Genomic DNA, 22504 nt, shown 5'->3' with positions numbered 1-22504 from the left:
CTTCGACGCTCCATGCGGCTAGGTTAGAAGATCAGTTCGCCGTTCATTAGGCGGGGCAGGAGCAGGTCGCGAGATTTGGCGAGTCGCGCATTGCTGATCGTCAAATTTTCAATTTGGTCAAAAACTGGCTTTGCGAAATCGAAGTAAAGCTCAAGTAATTGCCGAGAAGGAATAACGATTTTGATTCCAGAAAATTTTGACTTGTTCACGTTTGCCATGGTTGCACCGCCACCCATTCCTTCGAGCAAAGGCCTCAAATCCTTAGCCATGAAGTAAGCCCAATATGTAACTGAGTCGCTGGCAGGAACGATGCTATTAATCTGCTGGTTAGTCTGAGCTGGCGAAGCGTTGAATGCCACTGCTCCAACTGTGCCAATGCAAGAAATAAGAATCGAACGTGGCGGTAATGTCTTGTTGGCCTGGGTTTTTGCCCCTTCCTCAGAAAGCGACTCCTCTGTATGAACAACAATCGCATTTCCATGCATGTCTGGAGTTTTAATAAAGGGCAAGTCGTTGCCGTAATTCTCTGGCTCTTTTTTACTAGGAGTTTTTCCCGTTATTACTTCTCCTAGGTCACCTATCGTCCCAGCTTTCCACCCCTCCGGGATGCCGTTTTGGATTTTGGTGTGTTCGTGGCCGGGGAAGCGGAGGTGGACGAACCATTCCTTGTAGAGGAGCCGTGCGGCCTGTTCAAGCAACTGTATCCGCCGCCGGTTATTTTCGATCAGGTCGTCGTAGGCGGAGAGGATGAAGGCGATGCGGCTTTGTACTTCTAGCTCAGGCAATGGAAGGACATATGGAGTAAGCGAATCAATCGTTATCTGGGCTTGGGCTGCCCCCGTATTCAATTTGTCTTTCAGTGGCTCAATACCAAGTCGATATAGGAGAAATTTTTTATCTACAACTTTTGGGTCGTGATCTAAAACTATAGCCAGATTAGTTATCCATGATTTCTCTGGCGACATTTTTACGTCACCAGTTCCACCAACACCACGTGCAACTATGATGACTCTAGGCTCGTCAAATAAATACTCTTTAGCATATCCAGTTATTCGATAGCCGCTAAAAACAGGAAACCCTTCCTCAGAAAGAATTTCTTTTGGTGGCATCTTACCGTACTTCATCCGACAGAATTCCCCCAGCTTGTATGGAGTGAACTTCATACCCCCAATTCCTCAAAATTCTTTTTGATGGTGGCGGCCAGGGTGACGGCTTCGGCGTTGAGGTCTTCCAGCTCGACATGGATCTCGCGCAGGGTTTCCTCGAAGTCGAAGTTTTCGTCCACTTCCTCGGGGGCGACGCCGACATAGCGGCCGGGGGTGAGGCTCCAGTCGTTGGCTTCTATTTCTTTTCGGTCAACCAGTTTGACCAGGCCTTCTACGTCGCGCAATTGGGCGTCGGGGAAGCGTTCGGTGAGCCAGTGGGCCTGTTTCCAGAAGTAGCGCACCTGTTTAAGCTGTTCGATGGCCAGCACGCGTGCTTCATCGGCGGCCTTGCGGGCGCGGGTGATGTCGCGGCTGACCCAGGCCTCGCTCTCTTTGGTGTTACATTCCTTTTCACACGTGTCGATGAGGCGTGTGGCGAGTTTGTAGATGAGGTCGGTCTGTTTGATGAGGTCGCGGCTTTGTTCGGCGATGGGTTCGAACGTCTTGGCGAGCTTGAGTAATGCGGCGTTAGTATCGGGTGCGGTTTCCCATTGTTTGGCGGCCTGCCGGGCGGACTTGCGGAACTGGTCGATGTCCTGCTCGAACAGGGAGGTTTCCTTTTCCAATTCCTTTAGCACTTCCGTCTGCGGCCCGGTTTTGGGCTGACTTTTCAGAAATGGTTCGAGGGTGCTACGCAAGGCCTTCAGCGCCGTGCTGAAGGCGGGCAGGGGCTGGTATGTCTGGCCCAGGTCGTCCTTGATTTCGAAACAGGCTTGCGCTTCGTCGGCGACCTTGCCGAGGTACTGCGAGATTAATTGCAGGTAGCGATCGGTCTCTTTCCGGTAGAGCCAGACGATGGCTTGCAGGTTTTGCTGCTGCTCGGGCGAGAAATCGTAGATCTTGCGTGTGACCTTGCGGTAGACGTTGCGCGCGTCGATCATCAGCACCTTGTCTTTGTGGTCCTTGGGTTTGTTGCGGTTTAAAAACCACAGTTCGCAGGGCACGCTGCGGGTGTAGAAGAAGTTGGAGCGGATGGCAATCATGGCATCCACGTCGCCGGTCTCCACCAGCTTCTGCCGCACTTTCGCCTCACCGCCTCCGGCACTGGAGGCCTGCGAAGACATGACGAAGCCGGCGCGGCCCTTGTCATTTAGATAGCTGTAGAAGTAGCTGATCCAGATGTAGTTGCCGTTGCTGACCTTGCCTCCCTTATTGACGCCGGGCAGGCCGAAGGGCAGGCGCGGGTCGGATTTGACCTTGTCGGCGTCGATCTCATCCACGTTGAAGGGCGGATTGGCCATGACGTAGTCGGCCTTGCCGACCAGTTCATGCGGGTCTTCGTAGTAGGTAATGGCCTTCTGGATGTCGCCTTCCAGGCCGTGCACGGCCAGATTCATCTTGGCCAGGCGGATGGTGGTGGCGTTTTTCTCCAGGCCGCGGAAGGTGAGTTTTTCCGTGGGGCTGTCGCCGTGCTCCTCGACGATGCGGGCGCTCTGCACGAACATGCCGCCGGAGCCGCAGGCTGGATCCAGCACGGTGCCGCGCTCCGGGTCGAGCACATGGGCGATGAGCGAGACCAGGGAAAGGGGGGTGAAGAACTCACCGGCATCATGGGCCTTCTGGTCGGCAAACTGGGTGAGGAAATATTCGTAGATGCGGCCGAAGACATCGCCTTTGACGGTTTTCAGCTCCTCGGGGTTGAGGGTGCGCAGCAACTGGCCGAGCACCTGCTTTTCCAACTCCTGGTATTCGCTCTTGGGCAGGATGCCGCGCAGGTTGTCGTAATCCTTTTCGATAGACTCCATGGCCTCGATGATGGCCTTGGCCCGATCGGCGCTATCGGGCAAGGACACGAGGTAGTCGAACTGGGCCTGTGGCCGCAGATAAATGGCGCTTTGCTGGGAGAAGTCTTCCTTGGTCAATGCACGCGTTTTGCCGCCCCGACTGGGAAGCGTCGGCTCGATCTTGGCTTTTACCGTGAGATAGCGGCTGTAGGCATGGCGGAGGAACACCAGACCCATCACGGGCAGGAAGTATTCATTGCTGGCGTAGTTGGAGTTGGCGCGCAGGTTGTCGGCAGCGCTCCAGAGACGTGTTTCAATGGCTTCGATGTGTTCGAGTTGGGACATGGCGGTTTGGGTTCTCGTTACGGAAGGTTGAAAAAAGCCGTCAGCGGCGTTCTCGCCATTTTGCCGTGCTCACGTACCGAGAGTACGCTCCGCGCGTCAAAATGGCTGCGGCCTTGCTGAACGAACTTTTTTGAACCTTCCATCTCACTGATGCAGGGCATCTTCCCTGTCGTCTTTATGAGGCCAGGGCATGAAATATTCAACAGGCCTCGTTATGTTGCGGTGTGTTCGTGTCCCCATGGAGCTCGTTATGGGCAGCTATAGCCAACGCTCTGGGGCGTCCAGTTATCGGGTTCTTACCGCATTTGTCGGTGTTGGTTTCTGCTGCCATAAGTGAACTGTTTAAGGGGTATCCACGCTGTATCCTTATGAAATGTTTGGGGAACTATAGCATTTAACTCTTATTGTTCCACCAAAAAATTCGATCTGGACATCCAGAAGGCTTGGTGGGATGGGCGCTTTTCGTTCACTTAATTTAATTGTTCATGTTTCGTGAACAAGGTAATTTCATGAACATGAAGGTAGGAAAGGAAACTCAGCTTATTGCAGGTTTTCATAGCAAATGTTCCGGGTCGTCTAAATATCGGGTCTACTCTGGAGTTTGTCGGGTCTTGTTTCTGTGGCCTCCATGAGAACGCATGGTTGGGGTATGCCCCGCTGTTTCCTTTTTACAGGTTTAAAGAAATATGCCACTTGACTGGTCTGGTGCCATCCAATCCGGGCGATTTTTTTGCATGGTCAGGGAAATGGGAGGGTGATGGGTGTAGTCGCCTCCGGGGAAAAATTTTCTAGTCCTCTAAGGCAATGCTCTCACAGTATCTGCTCGTATGGTCAAAAATTTTTCAATAAACTGGGTTCGTTCTTGAAGCTGGACGGGTGAGTATCGGCCATTTCTTGGTGTGAGTCGGGTATAGTCTTGAAGGGCTAGGCGGGCACGATCAGCTTTATATGATCTAAGATGGGCCGCGATTTGTTTTAAGATGTCCAGGGCCTGGCGATTGGCGACTTGGTAGGTGAAGCTGGGAGTGTGGTTGGCTTTGGTAACTCGTTTGTTGGTGATTTTCCCTACTCCAGTGATTTCTTGGACATGCTTGAGAATGCTCATTTCCGTACTGCTTACCGTTACGACCAAACCTCGCTGTTTATTTTGATTTCTTTGCGTGAGGGTGATGGTGCCTTCTCCATCGATTATTCCTGCGAGATAGCCCGCATCCAGGGGTGACAGTGTTTTTACAGTTAGGTAGGTCATGAAATTTCCCGTGCCATTGTAGGAGGTGGGCTGGACAAAAAAAAGGCCTCCGGATCGTGTGATCCAGAGGCCGATTGGTGGAGGTGAGGGGACGGATGTTCCATGCTTTTCAGCGTGGGCCGGACTATGCCTTCATCCACGTGGGATGCGGGGCGTCTTAGCATCAGATGATGCTCCGAGTGCCCGCTCATCTAAGGACCAGCGGGTCTCTGAGTCTCTACAGGGCCAAAGAAGTTAGCCTCCTTCGACCCCTCGGCGTTGCCATGGCCCGGTGTGTCCAGGCGGTAGGGTTCACCGAATGAGCCCCGTGTTCACCCGAGGATTGCTCCCCGGGGCGACCATGTTTGTTAATCGAACCCCTGTCCGAGAACATTCAGCGCAACAGCCCTACGTGTGTAGCCGATGATTTGTTATTCGCAGTTGCCCACGCCCACCGACCGGCTTAGAGCACCCGCTAGCCCAGAATGTTCTCGTCCGCCGCCGCTGAGCACCGGCCTTGGACCAGCCTGCAGTGTGACGCCCCTTCCTCACCCGCAGGCAAAGAGAGGAGGGACGTCGCGGTCAATTAAGCCGCGAGAGCCAAGTTATCGTTGGCACTTAATGTTTTCCCGAAGGTTTTACGAGACTCCGAGAGCTCGACACGCTCTGTTGACCTCTTGATTCCCGTCGAAGCCAGTCACCCCCTTGTTAACGTTCAACCTTTTCTCTCTGACAATCGGAGAGTCTTTTTATTATACACTGATCCTCCCTTTAAATTCATAAACATTATCTTTGGGAAGGTTGTTCTCTTGATAAGATAGCCACTATAGAAGAAAGATCAAGCAAATGTGTGGCAAGCGGCCAAGACCTTCAATTCCGTCCTGATTTTTTTGCTGCTGCAACCCTGGAGCCCGTTGAAGTTTGAGGCACTCTCACGCTCCGTTCATTCCAGGTTAAAATTTTTTCAGTGTTCCGGGATCCTTCTTTTGGGATAATCTCCTTCAGTTGTGATTTTTCTCGTACCCTGTGGGATGGGGTGGAGAATGATTTTTAGGGTGGGTGATGCCATTCAATTTCATGAGCGGAGAAGAGGAAGGAGTAGAGACCTATGGCGTGGACGTTGTTGGTGGTGGCAGGAATTTTTGAAATCATCTGGGCCACGGGATTGAAATATACGGATGGGTTTACCCGGTTATGGCCGAGTGTTGGCACCGTGGTGGCCATGGCCGTCAGTATGATTTGCCTGTCGTTGGCTTTCCGGGTAATCCCGATGGGAACCGCTTACACGGTATGGACGGGAATTGGTGCTGTGGGCACGGTTCTCTTGGGTATTTTGTTATTTGATGAGCCGAAAAATGCTGTCAGATTAGTCTGTATTACCCTCATTATTGTGGGCATTGCGGGATTAAAGTTGTCTGATCCTTCTTGATCAAAGAAGCTTTTTGGGTTCTTTTTCTTATCGCCCTGTGATTTCAGATGTAAAGGGAGGCGGCTAGGAATATGTGAGGGGTGGGTTTCCCGTTTTCGCAAAGAGCCCGCATCGGAAGAAAGGGGGTATGTTTACCATTTTGCCGGTAGGAAGGCTGAAAACGGGAGATGCTTCGGTTCGGGTGGGGGGGTGCTTAAATGGAGTACTGAAAGTCGGCACGGCCCCTGGGAGGTTCAGTGAGAATCCCCCTGGATTTGAGTAAATCAATGATTTGGTGAGTGCAGTCGTCGAAATTTTCCGGCCCTGCAAAGATCAGATCGGTATCCGGTTGAGGCCCTTGTATATCTTTGGCCATGTGGATGGTGATGACCGGGATCGGGTTCACCAACGTTTGCACGGTTTGTACGATGTGTTTCATCGGTTCTTTGAGGGCATTGGTTGTGGAAATCACCAGTGAGCCTGTATCGGTCAGCAACCGCACGACTTCGCCAAACCGTCGAATGATTTCATCCGGTTTCGTGTCAACGAGATCAGCATCAAGTCCCCGTTGCAGGTTCTCCGGCGCGAGAAGGTAGGCATGCCGGCCTTCCGCGACGAGCACGGTTTCCAGTTTCCGAGCCAGAAATCCTTTCGCAGTCACATCGGGCCCGGTGAGTAAGACCACAGCCGCTCGATGTCCATAATGTTGGGCCCGGTCTTCGGCTCCCACATCTCCCTTGACCCATGCGGAATCCCGTTCGCGTGCCTCCGTTCGAAAATCTTCCTGGTCATCCTGGACCAGTTCCGTGATGATTCCCCCTCCTGCCACATCGTATTCGTCCACCAACACAAAGCGGCCGGTTGTCTCGAACTGCGCATAGAGATCAAAGGCGAGGGGAGATTTGGTCCGAAGTGTGATATCGGCTACTTCATTCCGCTTCACGGTGGTCTGCGTCTGTCGGTCGTCTAAATTGGTGGCGTCCACAATGCGATGAATGTTTGCCACTTCGCAGGGGACTTCCCTGGTGGCCAGTCGTAAGACATAGGGCCGGCGGGTTTCTAAAGGACGCCCTCCTAACCAGAATAAGTTGGCACGAATGCGGGTGGAGACCAGCGGCCTGGCATTTTCGTGTGTCGCAATTTCCCCTCGTTCTACAAAAATTTGTTCATCCAGGGTAATGCCGACGGATTGGCCGGCTTCGGCTTGAGTTGGCGGTGGATCGATATTAAACGCTTCAATTGTTTCGATATTGGCGGACTTGTTGGAGGGGGAAAAGACCAGCCGGTCCCCAATTTTGAGTTTTCCTGCCGTGATCCGGCCGACTAAAATCCGGCGGGCATCGAACTTATACACGTCCTGGATGGGAAGACGAAGCGTGAGTTCGGCACGTTTGGATTCCAGATGGAAATGTGCCAGGGAATCCAAGACGGATGGTCCGGTGTACCACGGAGTTTCCGGGCTTGGTTTGATGATGTTGATCCCCTGTTTGGCGCTCGCGGGGATGACGTATTGGGGAATGACGTTCAATTGGGTGAGAAATTCCCGGTATTCTTTTTCGATGGCGTGGAAGGTGTCTTCCCGGTAATTGACCAGGTCCATTTTATTGACGACCACCGTCACCTGTTTCACTCCTAACATGGAGAGCAACAGCCCATGCCGTTTAGATTGGTCGCGCACGCCTTCCAGGGCATCAATGACCAATAGCGCCGCTTCGGCACGAGCGGCCCCTGACACCATGTTTTTCAAGAATTCCTTATGTCCTGGGGCGTCAATAATGATGTATTGTCGTCCTCCCCAGGAGAAAAAGGTCCGGGCCGTGTCGATGGTGATTCCCTGTTGTTGCTCTTCTAAAAACGCATCAAAAAGAAAGGCGTATTCGAATTCTTTGCCTTGTTGCTTGCAAATGGCCTGGATTTTTTCGATCTTGCCGGTTGGTAAGGTTCCGGTGTCGGCATAGAGACGACCCAACAGCGTGGATTTGCCGTGGTCGACGTGACCCACGATCACGATATTCATTCTCTCCCGGATGGAATTGTCCTGGGGAGTGTTCTGAGATTGGCCTATGGCTGGTGTGACCGTCATATTCACATGTATCCATCTTTGCGTAATTGTTCCATGCCTCGTCCTTCGTCCTGTGCGCGTCCTGCCCGCTCCGCCACCTTGGTGTTGCGTAATTCAATGATGACCTCATCCACATTTTTCGCGGTGGAATCAATTGGTGTCGTGCATGGGGCGCACCCCAGACTGCGATAGCGTTTGCCGGTGCCTTGATCCAGATAGAGATTATCCAGAAAGGGAATATTTTCTAATTTGATGTATTCCCAAATATTGATCTCCGTCCAATCCAACAAGGGATGGATCCGGATATGGGTGCCGGGAGGAAACGAAAGTTTATATTGATCCCAAAGTTCGGGGGGCTGATCGCGAAAATCCCATTCATTGTTTTTGTCCCGCGGGGAGAAATACCGCTCCTTCGCCCTGGTACTATCTTCGTCCGATCGCACACCCAAGATGACCCCCGTGTAGCCCTTTTCTTCCAGCAATTGTTTTAACCCAAGGGTTTTTAAGGCCGTGCAACATTCCACTCGTCCCTTCGTGTGATTCATCCCTTCGGCCAGGGCCTTTTTGTTTTGGCCCACGACCAGATTTAATCGCCATTCGCGTGCGAGGCGATCCCGATATTCAATCATTTCGGGAATTTTATAGCTGGTGTCGACATGGAGTAAGGGGAAGGGCACATGGCCAAAAAATGCTTTTCTGGCCAGCCACAATAACACGGTAGAATCTTTGCCCATAGACCACAGCATGGCCAGGTTGTCAAAGTTTTTGTAGGCCTCCCGCAGGATATAGACGCTTTGATCTTCTAACTGGCGGATATGGTTCATGCGGGCACCACCGCCGGTGAAGGGGGAACAACGAATTTGGACTGTGGAGGGCGCCCTTGGGCCAGGGCGGTAAAGAACGCTCCGGCTTTGCCGGAATCCAGTGTATCCTGGGCAAGTGGTGTGGCTTGGGCGAGAGAGGAAGCCAACCCTGCGGCATACATCAGTAAGGCGGCATTCATGATTACCCAGTTCCGGCGGTCGCCTTTCTGGCGATCGACGAGTAATTGCGTTATCAAGTGGGCTTCATGTTGCGGGTTCCCGGATCCCGGCCCATTGATGGTGGAACTCATGGCTTGAAATGGTCCGGATCGGAATCCGGCATCATCGGGACGAAAGACTAACGATGAAATATGCCCGCTTCGTAATTCGCGCGCCATGGAGGGGGCCGAGAGGGACAGTTCGGGAAATCCTTCGACTCCTTGAATAATCAAGGCCCGCTTCGTGCCCAGCATGTCCAAGGCTTCCACCATTTTATCCAGGTATGGAGGATGGGAAATCCCAATGACTTGTGAGCCGACCCTGGCCGGGTTCAGTAGTCTGGACACCTGATGGGACAGATTTTGCAATCCGAATGCCTGACGCAGATCCAGTAATTTGGTTAATGGTGCATGATATCCTGCTAAATCCATGTACACCCAGGGCGATTGTGTGCCATGTTCAATGGCTTCAGCCGCAGTATTGGCGATAGGAAGCTGTAAGTGACGGAGGACTTGCGGAAGATCGTAGGGAAGGTCGGGGTTTTCTACGCCATGCATGAAAAGACCTGCGCCGGCTGCAGCCGCGACAAGACTTGCGGCGATGACCACATGGATGGTGTTGTGCTTTTCTCCATAGAGAGGAAGATCCACAATGTTTTCGGCATGCGGGAGAGGAATCGGTGGCGCCCACCTGCGGACCGTTGTGGTGAACGCGGCGAGTTCGCTGATGGATTCCGTTTTGATACGCATGGCCATCAAAAACGCTCCCACCTGAACGTCAGTGGCTTGCCCTTCAATGATGGCGTTCAGAGCAAACTTGGCCTCGTCCCAGGTCAAATCCTTGGCACCCTTCAGCCCTTTTCCAATTTTTGCAATCAGATGATCCATGCCATGATTCCGGGTTAAAAGGTCAAAACCTGGTCAGCGGGAAGAACCGCTTCTTTCCAGAAGGCTTCGGCGGTTTGCACTTCATCTAATTCCGGAATGAGTTCTTCGACTTTCACTCCAAAATATTTGAGAGAATCCTTACACACCGAAAATTTGACGTTTCCTTTTTCTTTAGAGGTTTGCATGAGTTTGGAGAGGTCCGCTTTATCCTCCTTTTTCAAGAGTTCACGAACAAAGCCTTCCCGCCCTTTAAACTCCGGGGACATGGTCAGTTCTTTGATCTTGGTTTTGGTCATTCGACCGGCGGCTTCGTCACGGAAATAGCCACTCACCTCGGTGCCACTGGCTGCTGCCAGGGCGATCCACTCACAGGCTTGGAAAAGGTTATTCCAACCCCCTCTCGTAATAATGACGGCAATTTTTTTCACTGGCGGTCTCCAATAGCTACTTGATTGAGAAAAATAATTATGAGGTTATGAATGACGGCATGGTCACGTGGCCGGATGATCATCGATGAAGCCCACATTCGGTTTTCTCCGAATTTTTCCATCGGCCGGAGCGTGGGTCTTCTCCTGGCATGACTGGTGCCGTGCAATGGGTACATCCAATGCTGGGATAGTGTTGATCATGTAATACATTATAGGGAACGGCATTCGTGCGAACGTATTCCCAGACCTGTTCCCATGACCAGGCGGCTAAGGGGTTGAATTTTACAAGGCCAAACTTTGTATCCCACTCGACAATAGCGGCATTGGCACGAGTGGGTGATTGATCACGACGAATACCCGTCATCCACGCCGCATACTTTGCCAGGATGCATGTGAGAGGCTCAACCTTTCGGAGTGCGCAACATTGATTGGGGTCCCGAAGCCATAAGGCTTCCCCAAATTTTGTGGCTTGTTCGGAAGGACTGAGCGTTGATTTGACCTGGATAATCTGATCATCCTTTAACTGATAGTGTTGAATTATCCGATCCCGAACCGCATGGGTTTCAGGAAATAAAAAATCGGTATCCAAATAAAAGAGTGTGCTGCCCGGATTCGAGCGAAACATCATATCGGCCAGAACAACATCCTCGGCCCCAAAACTACAGGCCAGAATAATCGTTCCCCCATATTCCGCAATTGCGGTCTCGACAATCTTCCGAGGAGTCTGGTCCTCCAGGGATCGATTGACGGCGATCAGTTCTTCCGGAGTCGGATGGGTATTGAGGAAAAGAGCCATGTCGTTTTACAGTTCCACTTTCTCCACTAACACTCGGAAATGCCGCTCGTCGGGGTCTATGGGTTCCTGTTTGAGTACATTGTGGCCATCGTTTCGAAGACTCACTGGGACGTTGCGAATCGGATCGCCGCTGTCCAACCATACTTCCAACTGGTCACCGTGGTCCATCATTTCTAATTTCAACTTGGTCTTCACGTAATTCATGGGGCAAGCCACGCCCCGCAGGTCGTAGACGGGCACGCCTGATGGGGAGGATCCCTTTTCAGGTGACGTGGGTACCGTCCTGGTTGATTCAGTGGGTTTTTGTTCCGGTTCAGCAGGAGCCAACTTGAGGTCCTGGCCGATTTGGTCCGAAACGGTCCGGCAGAGGTCCACGAACCCTTTGGTAAATGCGATTTTTCCTTGTGTCAGGTCAGCCGAGGCGTCTTTGTTCCCCAGATCGCCCACGGTCATGGCCAGATTGTGGTATTCCGCCGGCATGAGACCCTTGGCCACAATCAACTTGTCAAATTCCGCTAAGGTGTCGGCATCCGTATTCGGATCAATCCCTTCTGTGACAAGGATGGCTTTTGCTCCTGCCACCACGGCTCGATAGGCTTTGTTGATGGCAAACGCGTATTGGTGTTTTTCAGCCAGCAGGCGTGCTTGATAGAGTTCTTGTTCCGCTTCTAGGATCCGATTGTCGATCATCTCCAATGCGCCCCCGGCGCATTCGCCGGGTCCGAGGTCCTCAACCGAAAATTCCTCATCGCCTTCCCAGTCAACATAGAATTGTGGATCCTCTTGATATGTGGGAAGAATGGTGTAGGGGATCAGTTCATCTTTCAGTTGGAGTTTTCCGGTGCGATCAATGAAGGTCAGGAGGGATTCCCCATTTTTTCTATCCCGGCGGTAAAGATCGAGCAGATGCTGGACGGCAGCGGGGACATTCTTCGCGGGAACCTTCACAATGAGTTGGGCAATTTTGGCTGTGCCGTTGACCCGTCCCCCAAGGTGCAATTCATACACTGGCGCCACATGGTCTCCAATGCGTTTGCCGACTCCATGCAATCCGATTGTGGCGATATGATGTTGAGCGCAGGAATTGTGGCAGCCACTGATTTTTACGTTCACCCCTTCAAGGTCTTCTGCGATTTTTCCGGCAGGGAACACTTCTGCCAGCGCTCGGGCCAGTCCCTTAGAAGAGGTGATTCCCAGTCCGCAGGTGTCGGTCCCTGGGCAGGAGACGATATCTGCGACGCCTTCAGCTCCAGGGTCGCCCAACCCATGAGCGACTAATTCGTCATAGAATTGCCGGAGACGCAGTTCGGGAAGCCATCGCACCATGATGTTCTGATTGATGGTGGTACGAAGGTTTCCGTTGGCATACCGTTCGGCGAGATCGGCCAGTTCAAACATTTGCTCAGACGTGATATCACCGGAGGGAAGTCTCACTACCGCTGTTCTATAGCCTGACTGGCGTTGCGTAATCACATTGGTTGCACACCAATGATCGAACGCCTCTTGAGATGAGGGATCTTCATGTGTTGATGAGCCATGAGGGCGGTTGTTCCCATTGCCATGGGTGGAGGTGCCGTTCCCGGATTTCGTCGGCATTACTAAGGGAGGATCATCAGGATACGGGGCTGTTTTCAATCCAAGTTTGGTGGCGCCGGATTGCAACATGGCATCGTAGGTCTCTTTCCATCGTTGAGAAAATTCCTCAAACCCTAATTTGTCAATGACAAATTTCATCCGGGCTTTGCTTCGGTTTTTTCGATTGCCTAAATTATCAAACACCTTGAGCATGGCTTCGATGGCGGGAATTAATTCTTCCATGGGCACGAATTCATGAAGCACCTTGGCGAGGCGCGGAGTGGACCCCAATCCGCCTCCAACGACCATTTTGAATCCCGGAACCCCTTCGCTATTGCGAGCAGCCAGAAGTCCGACATCGTGGATGGGGGTGAGGGCGCAGTCCTGCTTGCAGCCGGAAAACGCAATCTTAAACTTGCGGGGAAGACTTTGGTTGAGAGGATTCCGTAATAAATGATAAGCCACGGTTTTCGCATAGGGGGTCACGTCAAACACTTCGCCGGGGCATACTCCTGCCAACGCACAGGCTGTGACATTCCGGACGGTATTGGCGCAGGCTTCCCGAGTAGTGAGTCCAACTTCCGCCAGTTTTCGCATGATGGTCCCAACGTGGCGGAGTGGAACAAAGTGCAGTTGAATATCCTGCCGCGTCGTGACATGTCCCACGCCGGTGGCAAAGGTATCCGCAATGTCTGCCACTTGGCGTAGTTGATTGGCATTCAGACCCCCAAAGGGAATCTTGATTCGGACCATCTGAACATCCGCCTGGCGCTGACCATAAATGCCGTATTGGAGTCGAAACGGTTTGAACACGTCGGCTGGAGTGTCACCTGATTGCAGGCGATTGACCTCATCTTCGAAAGTTTCTATTTCTTCAAGAATTTCCTGGGGTATCGGAACCGTGTGAACAGGAGGGCGGGTGGTGACCGGTGAGGTGTTCATGGTAATTCTCCAAATCCCGTATAGAGGGGTAAATTTCTAGGGTGGCAAAAAAAATGCCCTGATTTCTGTCCAACCCTGGAATGGTCCGTCCTTTGCCAAAGCTAAATATGATACATCAGGCAGCGCTGGGTTTCGAGCGTTTCATACTGTTCGACCAATTTTTGTAGGGAAATGCCCCGCAGAACTGCCTGCTCCGCCTCTTGAACCTGTTGCCAGATATTTGAAAGTAAGACGTTCGGAACCTGGCGGCTGTCCGAATGGCCGTTAGTGTGCCCATGCTGCAGCAATGGTTCTGTCGCCCACCCATTCATTGAATTGACTAAATCCGCCAGGGAAATCTGACCGGGGTGTTGTGCCAGGGTATACCCTCCTTGCGCACCTCGAAGGCTCCTAATAATCCCGGCTTGTTTCAAGTGCTGAAGGATTTGCTCAATAAAGCGAGATGGTATCCCCTGTCGCTGAGCGATGATTTTGGCTTGAAGGGGAATGGACCTGTCCTGCTTTGCTAGCTCAATTGTGGCCATAATTCCATAGGTGACTTTGATCGGAAACTTGTTCATTCTTTAATTCATACTAAAACGATAGGGATAATGGGCAATATAAAATTTGTAGAAAACATTTGTCAAGAAATATGAGTCGTTCTTTTACTCAAAAAAGATGGGGCGGGTAAAAAAGGGTGTCTGAAGTTTTGCCTCCTGGAGGGATTTAACAGCAGGGAGGCATTAATTTAAGCTAAAAACTAAACAACAATCATAGTCGTAGGGCCACTAAATATTGGGCAAAAATAGGCCGATACCATGACTGGGGAAAGCCCCGGACAAGAGTCGCCGGTTGCAATGTTTGGGAGCTGTGAGGACGGATGAGATGAAAGACCTTTCTGATCTGCTTGAAGAAGTCCATACCATTGTGCAGTCTATCCGGGAAGAGAAGATGATGCTTGAGGATCGGCTGAAATCGTTGGAGAATGACTTATCGACCATGGAGAAAGCGAAAAAGTCTATTGCTTGTGATCTACAGGAAACGAAGGAAAGACTCGAACGGGAACTACAAGCTACAAAAGAAAAGTTGGATCAGGTGCATCCGGCGATACAAAGTTTGCAAAATGAGCTGCAGAATACCAAAGTGCAGAATAATCTTCTGGTTATGGATCTCAAGCAGAAAGACGAAGTAATAAAAGCATTAGAATTGCGCCTTCGAGAATACACTTCCTTAACTTCTTCATCCTTCCGAGCTGAAAAGCCCATCGGCTAAGCTCGGGGGATACCTTCCAACTCAAATCCTCCGTTTGTGGAGAGATGTCTTGAAACCCCGATGCTGCGTTGGTTCTTTCCTGAGTCTAATTGTTAACCCCGGTCAGCATTTTCCTTCCTGGTATTATGGCGCCTTTAAAGGGCCAAAAAGTGGGGATCCCTCCACTTTGCCAATGCCCGATAGGGGCTGGTGAGCGATAAAGAGTAATACGCATAGGTTTGAAATTCCAAGTCTGAGCGCGGTGATATCAAAATTAACTGTCAGAAAAAATCTAATGAGGTGGGGGTTCAAGGGATAGTCTGCCCAAAGAATTCGAAGGACATCAACCCTATCTGCGATCCATTCCTCCGCAGGGATGGGGGCCATGTGGCCCGCTTCCTTGAAAAAAAATGGAGGAATAAAACCTCTTATTCATTGTACACTAAACCTCTTTACCAAAACGATGCGAAGATTGTCCTGTATTGAGTCAAGGTAGTTTCATTCAGCAAAAGATTTATCACGGCACGTTTTACCCACTAGTCATGAGAGGAGGATCCTATGGCATCCAAAGTGAAAAAACCCCAGCCTAAGAAGAAGGAATCGTTACCATCAAAACCAAAGGTGGCTACAAAAAAGAAGGCAGCACCCAAGCGTTCCCCATCAAAGAGTCAGGGGCTATCAGGGTCTCGAAATCCATCAACAAAAATCAAAACGGCATCTACCCCTAAAACGAAAAAACCCGCGCAACAGAGTCCACGCCCAGCGGCGACGTCTGAATTGCAGGTTGGGGATCCTGCTCCTGCTTTTTCTCTGCCCGATGATACTGGACGCATTGTGAATTCATCTGAGCTTCGAGGGAAAAAAGTGGTTGTGTACTTCTACCCGAAAGATGACACCCCCGGATGTACGACAGAGGCCTGTTCGTTTCGGGATGGTATTCAGGAATTGAGAAAGAGCGGTGCCATTGTGTTCGGAGTGAGTGCGGATTCAGTCTCCTCCCACCGGAAGTTTTCCGATAAATTTCAACTCAATTTTCCCTTGTTAAGTGATGAATCCAAGGCCATGATTCAGGCCTATGGGGTATGGAAAGAGAAGTCACTTTATGGCCGAAAATATATGGGGATTGAGCGAACAACAGTGGTAATAAATGAGGACGGGACCATAAGGAACATTTTCCCTAAGGTCAAAGTGAACGGGCATTTTACGGAAGTGCTTCAAGCCCTCAGATAGTGTGGCCCTGAAAAATGAGGAACAGATGAAGGAAAACCTCCTACCCATGCATTTCATGGGCGTCCCCGATTTGGGAAAAAGTCTCTTCCCCGAAGATGGCATTCGCATTGAGGTAATATTTGAATTCAAGCAGATTATGCGACGGATCTTCCAGAAAAAACGTTAAGTGTTCGAGAGGGGTGCCAGAAAATCGTCGACGGGGTTCACGGAAAAATAGGAGGCTATTCGTTTGGGCCCGATTCCGGAGTTCATTCCACTCCTCTTCTGTCCGGCAGATTAATCCGAAATGTCGGGGGTAGATACTGGTTTGTTGGGGGCCAAGGTCCTTGGTCACATGGGCCACAATTTGGTGGCCATGAAAATTTAATGTGATGGCGACGGAAGACTGGCGGCCCGAGCCGCATCCCAGGCCTTGAACATAAAATTCTTTGGTGGAATCGATATCCTTAACCGGAATGGAGAGATGAAAGGTGGAAGAAGCCATATTATTACTTCCTTTAAGGAATTATCCCATGTTTCGGATGATCAATGAAAATATGTTGCTGTTTATAGATGGCTAAGGTTGAGCGGTCAATAAAAAATGGGCACGAAGCACTTTCAGGAAAAGCGATTTTTGACTACAGGCTTACCACGGCCATTCCAATACCCGGCGCTCATCCATGGAGTGGTATGCCGAATCGCAAACCTTCCAGTGCGATCGAGGACGAGGCATCCGGCCTCTCCCTGTACTCGGCTGACGAGTGCCTTCAGTGCATAGTTAGCAGCTTTTACTGGCGTCCAGCCTAGCCCGAGCAGGATAGCCAAATGTTTGGCCATGCCGGCTCGTATGATGGATTCTCCTAAGCCCGTCATGGAAATGGCCCCGGCGGTATCATCGGCATACACGCCCGCGCCAATTAAGGGGGTATCTCCAACACGGCCAGGTAACATGACCGCCACTCCTCCTGATGAGGCCCCTGCGGCAAGATGGCCGGCACAGTCTAGAGCGGCCGCCCCGACGGTGTCATACAATCCTAACTGACGGTAAAGCGCTTGGGTTTTAGGATTAATCCTGTTTCGTGAACCCCGTTTGTTCCTCAGTGGAGTCGAACTTTTCAGATGGACCAATCGGGCTAAACCAAAATGCCCAGCCAATCGATTGGCATGTGGGCCAACTATCAATACATGGTCGGTATCGGTCATGATCCGTCGTGCGGCGCAGATTGGATGAAGATATCCTTCCAGCCCTGCTACACCGCCAGCCGATAAGGTCTGCCCGTCCATGATCGATGCATCCATCCGTTGAATCCCGTCGAGTTGTCGAAGCGATCCTCGCCCGGCATTAAACTGTCCCGATTCTTCCAGGTAGAGGATCATGGTTTCTACCGCATCTAATGATGAATGCCCTGCCTTGAGGCATTCATGTCCCTTCATGAGTGCCTCTGTCAGGCAAACTAACTGACTGTGGGTTGGTTGCCGGGAGCCTGCACCCCCATGGATCAGGACTTTTGGAGTCGGAATGATGGTGGGATTAGCCAAAGGACGAAGGAGTTAAAAAATGAAGTGGACTGACGGGTCGATGCTGCTTCCAGTGTTAAGCCGGCTGTTCAATTCTTATCTTCTCATAATAGGTGCACTGGTTGCGACCGTGGGATTTAGAATGATAGGCGGCTTTGTCTGCGGCAAGGAGCAGGGCGGTGATATTGGTATAGGGCATATCCGGGGTGTGTGTTGCGACTCCCAGAGAAATGGTGACCCCAATCTTTTGATTTTTGGCTATTTCATGGGTTGTATTGCGAAATGCGGAGAGAATTCTTTCACACACTATTTTAGCGGCGGGTGATGAGGTTTTCGGGAGAATGAGCACGAATTCTTCTCCTCCGTATCGTCCGACCATATCGGTGGTGCGAACCTGTGCAAGCAGTAGACGTGCTGTGGATTGAAGGATGCTATCCCCCGCCTGGTGTCCATACGTATCATTGACGGATTTGAATTTATCAAGGTCTCCAAATACCAGGGTCAAACATTCTTCATTGGCGAGCGCCTGTTTAAAAGAGGAGTCTAAGTATTGATCGAGGTAAGCTCTTGCCACGGTGCCGGTGAGGGGATCATTACGGTGGATTTCTTCCAAATTTTGGAATTGGGCTTCCATCGTCGCTTTGTTGATTTGGAGTTCCTGAACTTCCTTGATAGTCTGAAGGCTTCGGAGGAGAAGTGCCTCCCTGGCTTTTTCCAGAATGGCTTGAGGTTCGGTCCACGTCTGTAGGTCTGTCTGAAAGATTTTCTCCGTCTCTGGAATAAGGACTTCGGTCTTTTCCAGCACCTCCATAAGCGCCTCTGGAGTGAGATTCAGTAAGTTATGGGCTTCTTCTTTGACAACCTGGAGATATTCGCTATGAGACTCGCGTAGAAATATTTCCGCAATTTTCCCTGACAGCGACACACAATAGACAAATTTCGCGCGTTCATCTTGCGGGGGAATGCGGGAGGAGTCATCGCTCCCGGCTATGGCTAATCGGATGCGGTCTGGAAAGTTCCACTGTGTCAAGAGCCAACTTCCCACAGCGGCATGATTCACCGCTAGACATTGTTTTTCGTGAGCAATAATGCTGGCATGGCATGTTTGATCCAGCTCCGGGGGATTATAGAGGTCCAGGAACACCTGATCGAGTGCGAGCATCCCCAGATCTTGTATGAGACTCGAAAGATACAACTCTTCGATTTCAGCCAACCCACAGGCCGCTCCAAGGACACGACAGGCTGTTCCAGCTAGGATGGCACGTTTCCAATACAGCGAATAGTCCAAGCCAGACCTTCGATGGGTCTGAAGCGATTTCATTAACGAAAAGGACAGGGCAAGAGAAATGGTCGCGTTGAGACCAAGGACCATGACCGCTTGATGAAGATTCTCGATTTTTTTGGAATAAGGATATAAGGGAGAATTGGCGATTCGTAGAATTTTGCTGGCCAGCGCCGGATCACAATGCAGAATTTTAATGATACGGTCGATGTCGACTTCGGGTTCGTTGGCTAATTTGATGATTTGTATGGCGACGTTAGTCGGGCTTGGAAGACTTGGGCAGGATTGGAGTTTCTTTTCAAGTTCTGGTGTCATACAGGACTCTTGGTCACAAGACCTTCGGAAGTGGCTCGAAAGACTCTGTTTCCGAGGAACGACAAATCCTCATACTACCGGGGTCCATGAACGCGAGGATATATTCATGGTGTTATCCGATCATTGGCATTTCGGCATATTTGTATGTCATCTGAATAGGCGGGAGAGGAAAATTGTTTTCTCTCCTTTTAATTTGGAGGGCATCCTCCTGATTGACCCGCTCGAAGCCAGAACGCGAGTTCAAGGAAAATGTAAGTGAAAAACATAGAGCCTCGAGATAGAGATCATTGTGATGTTCTGTCACATTGATTTTGATTAGGCTGTTTTTGTCGGGTTTGCAAATTCTCTGGAAGATGAGACGTGCCATCCCGCAACATTCAGCGAGACTGCGAAAAGGGCTGGTGGGTCCCCATATTGCGGAACGAGCTTAGAAAACAGCCGTAAAGGCTAGCGCCTAGTGAAAAAGGTGGCTTTTCGCCTGTTTCAGGCTAGGATCCTGAAAACGATCCAGGTCTAATCGGACAAAACCAAGGCCCGCGACACAGAGTTCAAAATTGGTTGAAAGCGTTTGAAAGAGTGCGGGTGGGTTTTTGCCCTCAGGATCCTGATGGGCAGCGACAATACTGTAGGAGCGTTTGCCGGCTTTGACGTAATCCACCAAAAAGTCTTTATGGTGAATAAGTCCGGAGCATTTTATCCGCTTGCAATATTCGGGGAAGAGTCCGGCGAGGAACAAAGTCAGGTCTCCAATATGACGATGAATATCACGCTCCTTTTCAGCGGAAGACTGTAGGTTATGGGATTCGGCTGCATATAGGAGTTCCACCACTGTTTCGACGGGTTCTCCCTCATGGTCCTTGATGCGGGAGAGTTGATCGATATGGATAAATTCGAGAAGCAGGTTTGAAACATATTCCGTCACTTGAAAATCCGGCCATCCCAACGCTTCGGAAAAGTTTCGTTCTGTCAACCGGCCAAATAACTGCCTTAGAGGATGTTGTTCAGGGATTTGTGTCATCAATGCCCTTCCCTCTCTTTCCACCGAATGACCCTTCTTCTGGGTGTGTCGGTTTCTATGTATGTCTATCGGCCTGATGTAAGAGGTTCTTAACCTTATTTACTCCTTTGTCTGCCCTGCTGTCCAGGATGAGGGTCATTGGACCGTCATTGTCCAATGACACGACCATTGTCTTACCAAACATTCCTGCTTGTACAGACAGATTGAGGGCTTGGAATTGTTCCAATAATTCATGATATCGCATGCGTGCTTCTTCAGGAGACGCTGCCGATTCAAAGCTTGGGCGTCGTCCTTTTTCGGTATTAGCCAGTAAGGTAAATTGGGAGACTAGGAGGAGTTCGCCATTGATGTCTTGAAGGGCATCAGTCATTTTCCCTTGCGGGTCCGGAAAAATTCGTAGGCGAGGAATTTTCTGGGCCATGAAGGACACGTCTTGTTCGGTATCGCCTTGGGCCACACCTAACAGAATGACAAGTCCCCGGTTAATGCGGGCGATGACTTGGTTTTCCACCGTGACTGAAGCCTGTCTGACGCGTTGAATAACGGCAATCATGAGCCCTTTTCTGATACCGCTTAACTTAAGGACAGCCGGGCATGCTGAAGGGAGGCCTGTCAGTCCCTATGCTTAGATTGTAGAAGTTGGTTTGCGCATCTTTCGCCGCAACATGAGCGTCAGGTGCATGAGCTCCTCTGACTTGAATACATGGTGAACGGAAAAATATCCAATCGTGCTTGCAACAAGTGCCAGAGTCAACCAGGCAACTTTTTCAGGCGTCCCTCCTGTTGTCTGCCATAGCGGGAATCCGGCAATCCAGAGAGAAACGGCGATGAGAGGGAGAAGAGCTATTCCTGTGCGGACCAGGGATATGGCGAGTGTCTTCCACAGTAACCCTTGAAGCCGGTTTCCTAAAATGGTCAGTAAGATCAGGGTATTTCCCATTGCGGCACATGCGGCCGCCAGGGCTAATCCGGTGTATTGAAGCCATTGCATAAGCCATAATGACAGCCCGATGTTGAGGCCAACCGAAACTACAGCCACGATGGCGGGTGTCTTCGTATCTTGAAGGGAATAAAACGCGGTTGCCAAAATTCGATAACTGGCAAACGCCCACAATCCGATTGAGAATCCGAGAAGGGCCGAAGCGGTTCCAATCGTGTCCATGGCCGAAAAGGCGCCATGCTCAAAAAACACGTGAATAATCGGTATGCGTAATAGGATCAGCCCAACCATTGCTGGAAGGATGATAAATAGCACCATGCGTAACCCGAAATTTACCGTCTCCCGTAATTCATGAATGGCTCCACGGGCTGCCTGGGCGGATAAGGTTGGCAAAATGGCTGTAGCCATTGCCACACCAAATATCCCTAATGGGAATTGAATGAGGCGCATTCCATAAAACAGATACGTGGGGCCCCCTTGAAAATACGAAGCTAAAATTGTGCTGATGGTGAGATTGATTTGTGTCACAGCTAACCCTAATAAGGAAGGAATGAGCAGAAAGCCCATTCGTTTCACTCCGGGATGGCGCGGATGAAAATTCCAGGACAATGGGAAGCCGTGCTTGTGTAAACTGGGTAATTGCATGAGGAATTGAGCGAGTCCTCCCACCACAATGCCAATGGCCACAGCGAGAATCGCCTGATCAAAAAAGGGCGAAATGGCCACTGCAAAGAAAATGACGCACAGATTGAAAAAGACAGGAGCCAGGGCGGGAACGGCAAACGAATGGAGAGAATTGAGTATGCCCATGGCCAGGGCCGCCAGGCTCACGAAGAGTAAGTAGGGGAACATGATCTGCGTGAGGAGGGTGGTCGTGGCGAGTTGATTTGCTTGTCCACGGAGGCCTGGGGCAAGAAGCCAGACGAGACTCGGAGCGGCAACGATGCCCATTAAGGTGACAGCGGTCACGAGAGTCAGGAGCGTGGTGAATGCTGCGCTGGCTAATTCCCAGGTTTCCTGCTTGGAGCGGGTCGAATGATATTCGGTGAAGACCGGAATAAAGGCGGAAGACATGGACCCTTCCGCAAAAAGTTCTCGCAACAGATTAGGAATTCGATAGGCGATGTAAAAGGCGTCTGCTGAAGCGTTGGCGCCAAACAAATTGGCGAGAGTGACATCTCGAATAAATCCGAGAATCCGACTGCAGAAAGTGGCTCCGCCGATCAGCCCGGCCGCACGGCTAATACGATGTGCCTCTCCTTGAGGAGATGACGGCGCTGGTGGAGGTGGAGCTGATTGAGACATCCGAATCGAAATGTTACCGGAAGGGGTGAGTTATTTCATCTGTCAGAGGGCGATTGTCTTGCTCT

General features: G+C 50.9%; 19 protein-coding genes and 1 other RNA gene. 3 read left to right on the top strand and 17 right to left on the bottom strand.

Annotated elements, in window-relative coordinates; translation table 11 throughout:
- Nucleotides 1-23 precede the first annotated feature (23 nt).
- The 4 genes from H6750_08215 to ssrA form a co-directional block, all read right to left on the bottom strand.
- Nucleotides 24-1163 carry a restriction endonuclease subunit S gene (locus H6750_08215; protein MCB9774297.1) on the bottom strand — a complete coding sequence of 380 codons (1140 nt, stop codon included), beginning with the start codon at nt 1161-1163 and terminating at the stop codon, nt 24-26.
- Entirely contained in the window at nt 1160-3274 is a 2115-nt protein-coding gene (locus H6750_08210) for an N-6 DNA methylase (GenBank protein ID MCB9774296.1), read from the bottom strand. Before H6750_08210 ends, H6750_08215 begins: the two co-directional genes overlap by 4 nt.
- 796 nt (nt 3275-4070) lie before the next feature.
- The gene (locus H6750_08205) at nt 4071-4523 is read right to left on the bottom strand and encodes an LAGLIDADG family homing endonuclease (protein MCB9774295.1); all 453 of its coding nucleotides are present in this window, start codon (nt 4521-4523) and stop codon (nt 4071-4073) included.
- Between the two features lie 348 nt (nt 4524-4871).
- Nucleotides 4872-5200: a transfer-messenger RNA gene (gene ssrA / locus H6750_08200) on the bottom strand.
- A 410-nt stretch (nt 5201-5610) separates the two neighbouring features.
- On the opposite strand from ssrA, the gene sugE reads away from it, so the two are divergent.
- On the top strand, nt 5611-5931 hold the full coding sequence (gene sugE, locus H6750_08195; protein ID MCB9774294.1) for a quaternary ammonium compound efflux SMR transporter SugE: 321 nt from the start codon (nt 5611-5613) through the stop codon (nt 5929-5931).
- A gap of 193 nt (nt 5932-6124) precedes the next feature.
- On the opposite strand, the gene H6750_08190 is transcribed toward sugE, so the two are convergent.
- The 7 genes from H6750_08190 to H6750_08160 all read right to left on the bottom strand — a co-directional run bounded on the left by H6750_08190 (nt 6125) and on the right by H6750_08160 (nt 14182).
- Nucleotides 6125-7993: a GTP-binding protein gene (locus tag H6750_08190; protein MCB9774293.1), complete on the bottom strand. Its 1869-nt coding sequence runs from the start codon at nt 7991-7993 to the stop codon at nt 6125-6127.
- Nucleotides 7994-7995: 2 nt separating this feature from the next.
- The gene (locus H6750_08185) at nt 7996-8796 is read right to left on the bottom strand and encodes a sulfate adenylyltransferase subunit 2 (protein MCB9774292.1); all 801 of its coding nucleotides are present in this window, start codon (nt 8794-8796) and stop codon (nt 7996-7998) included.
- Nucleotides 8793-9881, bottom strand: coding sequence for a hypothetical protein (locus tag H6750_08180; protein MCB9774291.1), 1089 nt, complete (start codon nt 9879-9881; stop codon nt 8793-8795). Before H6750_08180 ends, H6750_08185 begins: the two co-directional genes overlap by 4 nt.
- A gap of 14 nt (nt 9882-9895) precedes the next feature.
- On the bottom strand, nt 9896-10309 hold the full coding sequence (locus H6750_08175; protein ID MCB9774290.1) for a DsrE/DsrF/DrsH-like family protein: 414 nt from the start codon (nt 10307-10309) through the stop codon (nt 9896-9898).
- Between the two features lie 79 nt (nt 10310-10388).
- A complete protein-coding gene (locus tag H6750_08170) occupies nt 10389-11105 on the bottom strand; it encodes a phosphoadenylyl-sulfate reductase (GenBank protein ID MCB9774289.1) in 717 nt (238 codons plus the stop codon).
- Between the two features lie 6 nt (nt 11106-11111).
- The gene (locus tag H6750_08165) at nt 11112-13622 is read right to left on the bottom strand and encodes a sulfurtransferase TusA family protein (protein MCB9774288.1); all 2511 of its coding nucleotides are present in this window, start codon (nt 13620-13622) and stop codon (nt 11112-11114) included.
- 101 nt (nt 13623-13723) lie between these two features.
- Nucleotides 13724-14182 carry an Rrf2 family transcriptional regulator gene (locus H6750_08160; GenBank protein ID MCB9774287.1) on the bottom strand — a complete coding sequence of 153 codons (459 nt, stop codon included), beginning with the start codon at nt 14180-14182 and terminating at the stop codon, nt 13724-13726.
- A gap of 304 nt (nt 14183-14486) precedes the next feature.
- Here H6750_08160 and H6750_08155 point away from each other — a divergent pair, with 304 nt between their 5' ends.
- Complete coding sequence (locus tag H6750_08155; protein MCB9774286.1) at nt 14487-14873, top strand: hypothetical protein; 387 nt, start codon at nt 14487-14489, stop codon at nt 14871-14873.
- A gap of 537 nt (nt 14874-15410) precedes the next feature.
- Nucleotides 15411-16082: a thioredoxin-dependent thiol peroxidase gene (gene bcp / locus H6750_08150; GenBank protein ID MCB9774285.1), complete on the top strand. Its 672-nt coding sequence runs from the start codon at nt 15411-15413 to the stop codon at nt 16080-16082.
- Between the two features lie 40 nt (nt 16083-16122).
- On the opposite strand, the gene H6750_08145 is transcribed toward bcp, so the two are convergent.
- From H6750_08145 to murJ, 6 genes are all read right to left on the bottom strand, one after another.
- Nucleotides 16123-16566: a VOC family protein gene (locus H6750_08145; protein ID MCB9774284.1), complete on the bottom strand. Its 444-nt coding sequence runs from the start codon at nt 16564-16566 to the stop codon at nt 16123-16125.
- A 113-nt stretch (nt 16567-16679) separates the two neighbouring features.
- On the bottom strand, nt 16680-17600 hold the full coding sequence (locus H6750_08140) for an isoaspartyl peptidase/L-asparaginase (GenBank protein ID MCB9774283.1): 921 nt from the start codon (nt 17598-17600) through the stop codon (nt 16680-16682).
- 55 nt (nt 17601-17655) lie between these two features.
- Nucleotides 17656-19176, bottom strand: coding sequence for a GGDEF domain-containing protein (locus H6750_08135; protein MCB9774282.1), 1521 nt, complete (start codon nt 19174-19176; stop codon nt 17656-17658).
- 454 nt (nt 19177-19630) lie between these two features.
- Nucleotides 19631-20194, bottom strand: coding sequence for a hypothetical protein (locus H6750_08130; GenBank protein ID MCB9774281.1), 564 nt, complete (start codon nt 20192-20194; stop codon nt 19631-19633).
- A gap of 55 nt (nt 20195-20249) precedes the next feature.
- Nucleotides 20250-20747, bottom strand: coding sequence for a D-tyrosyl-tRNA(Tyr) deacylase (locus H6750_08125; GenBank protein ID MCB9774280.1), 498 nt, complete (start codon nt 20745-20747; stop codon nt 20250-20252).
- Nucleotides 20748-20819: 72 nt separating this feature from the next.
- Nucleotides 20820-22439: a murein biosynthesis integral membrane protein MurJ gene (gene murJ, locus H6750_08120; protein ID MCB9774279.1), complete on the bottom strand. Its 1620-nt coding sequence runs from the start codon at nt 22437-22439 to the stop codon at nt 20820-20822.
- Between the last annotated feature and the right edge of the window lie 65 nt (nt 22440-22504).

It is taken from the genome of Nitrospiraceae bacterium, from assembly GCA_020632595.1.
Classification (GTDB): Bacteria; Nitrospirota; Nitrospiria; order Nitrospirales; family UBA8639; genus Nitrospira_E.
This window is presented reverse-complemented; position numbering and strand designations above follow the sequence as displayed.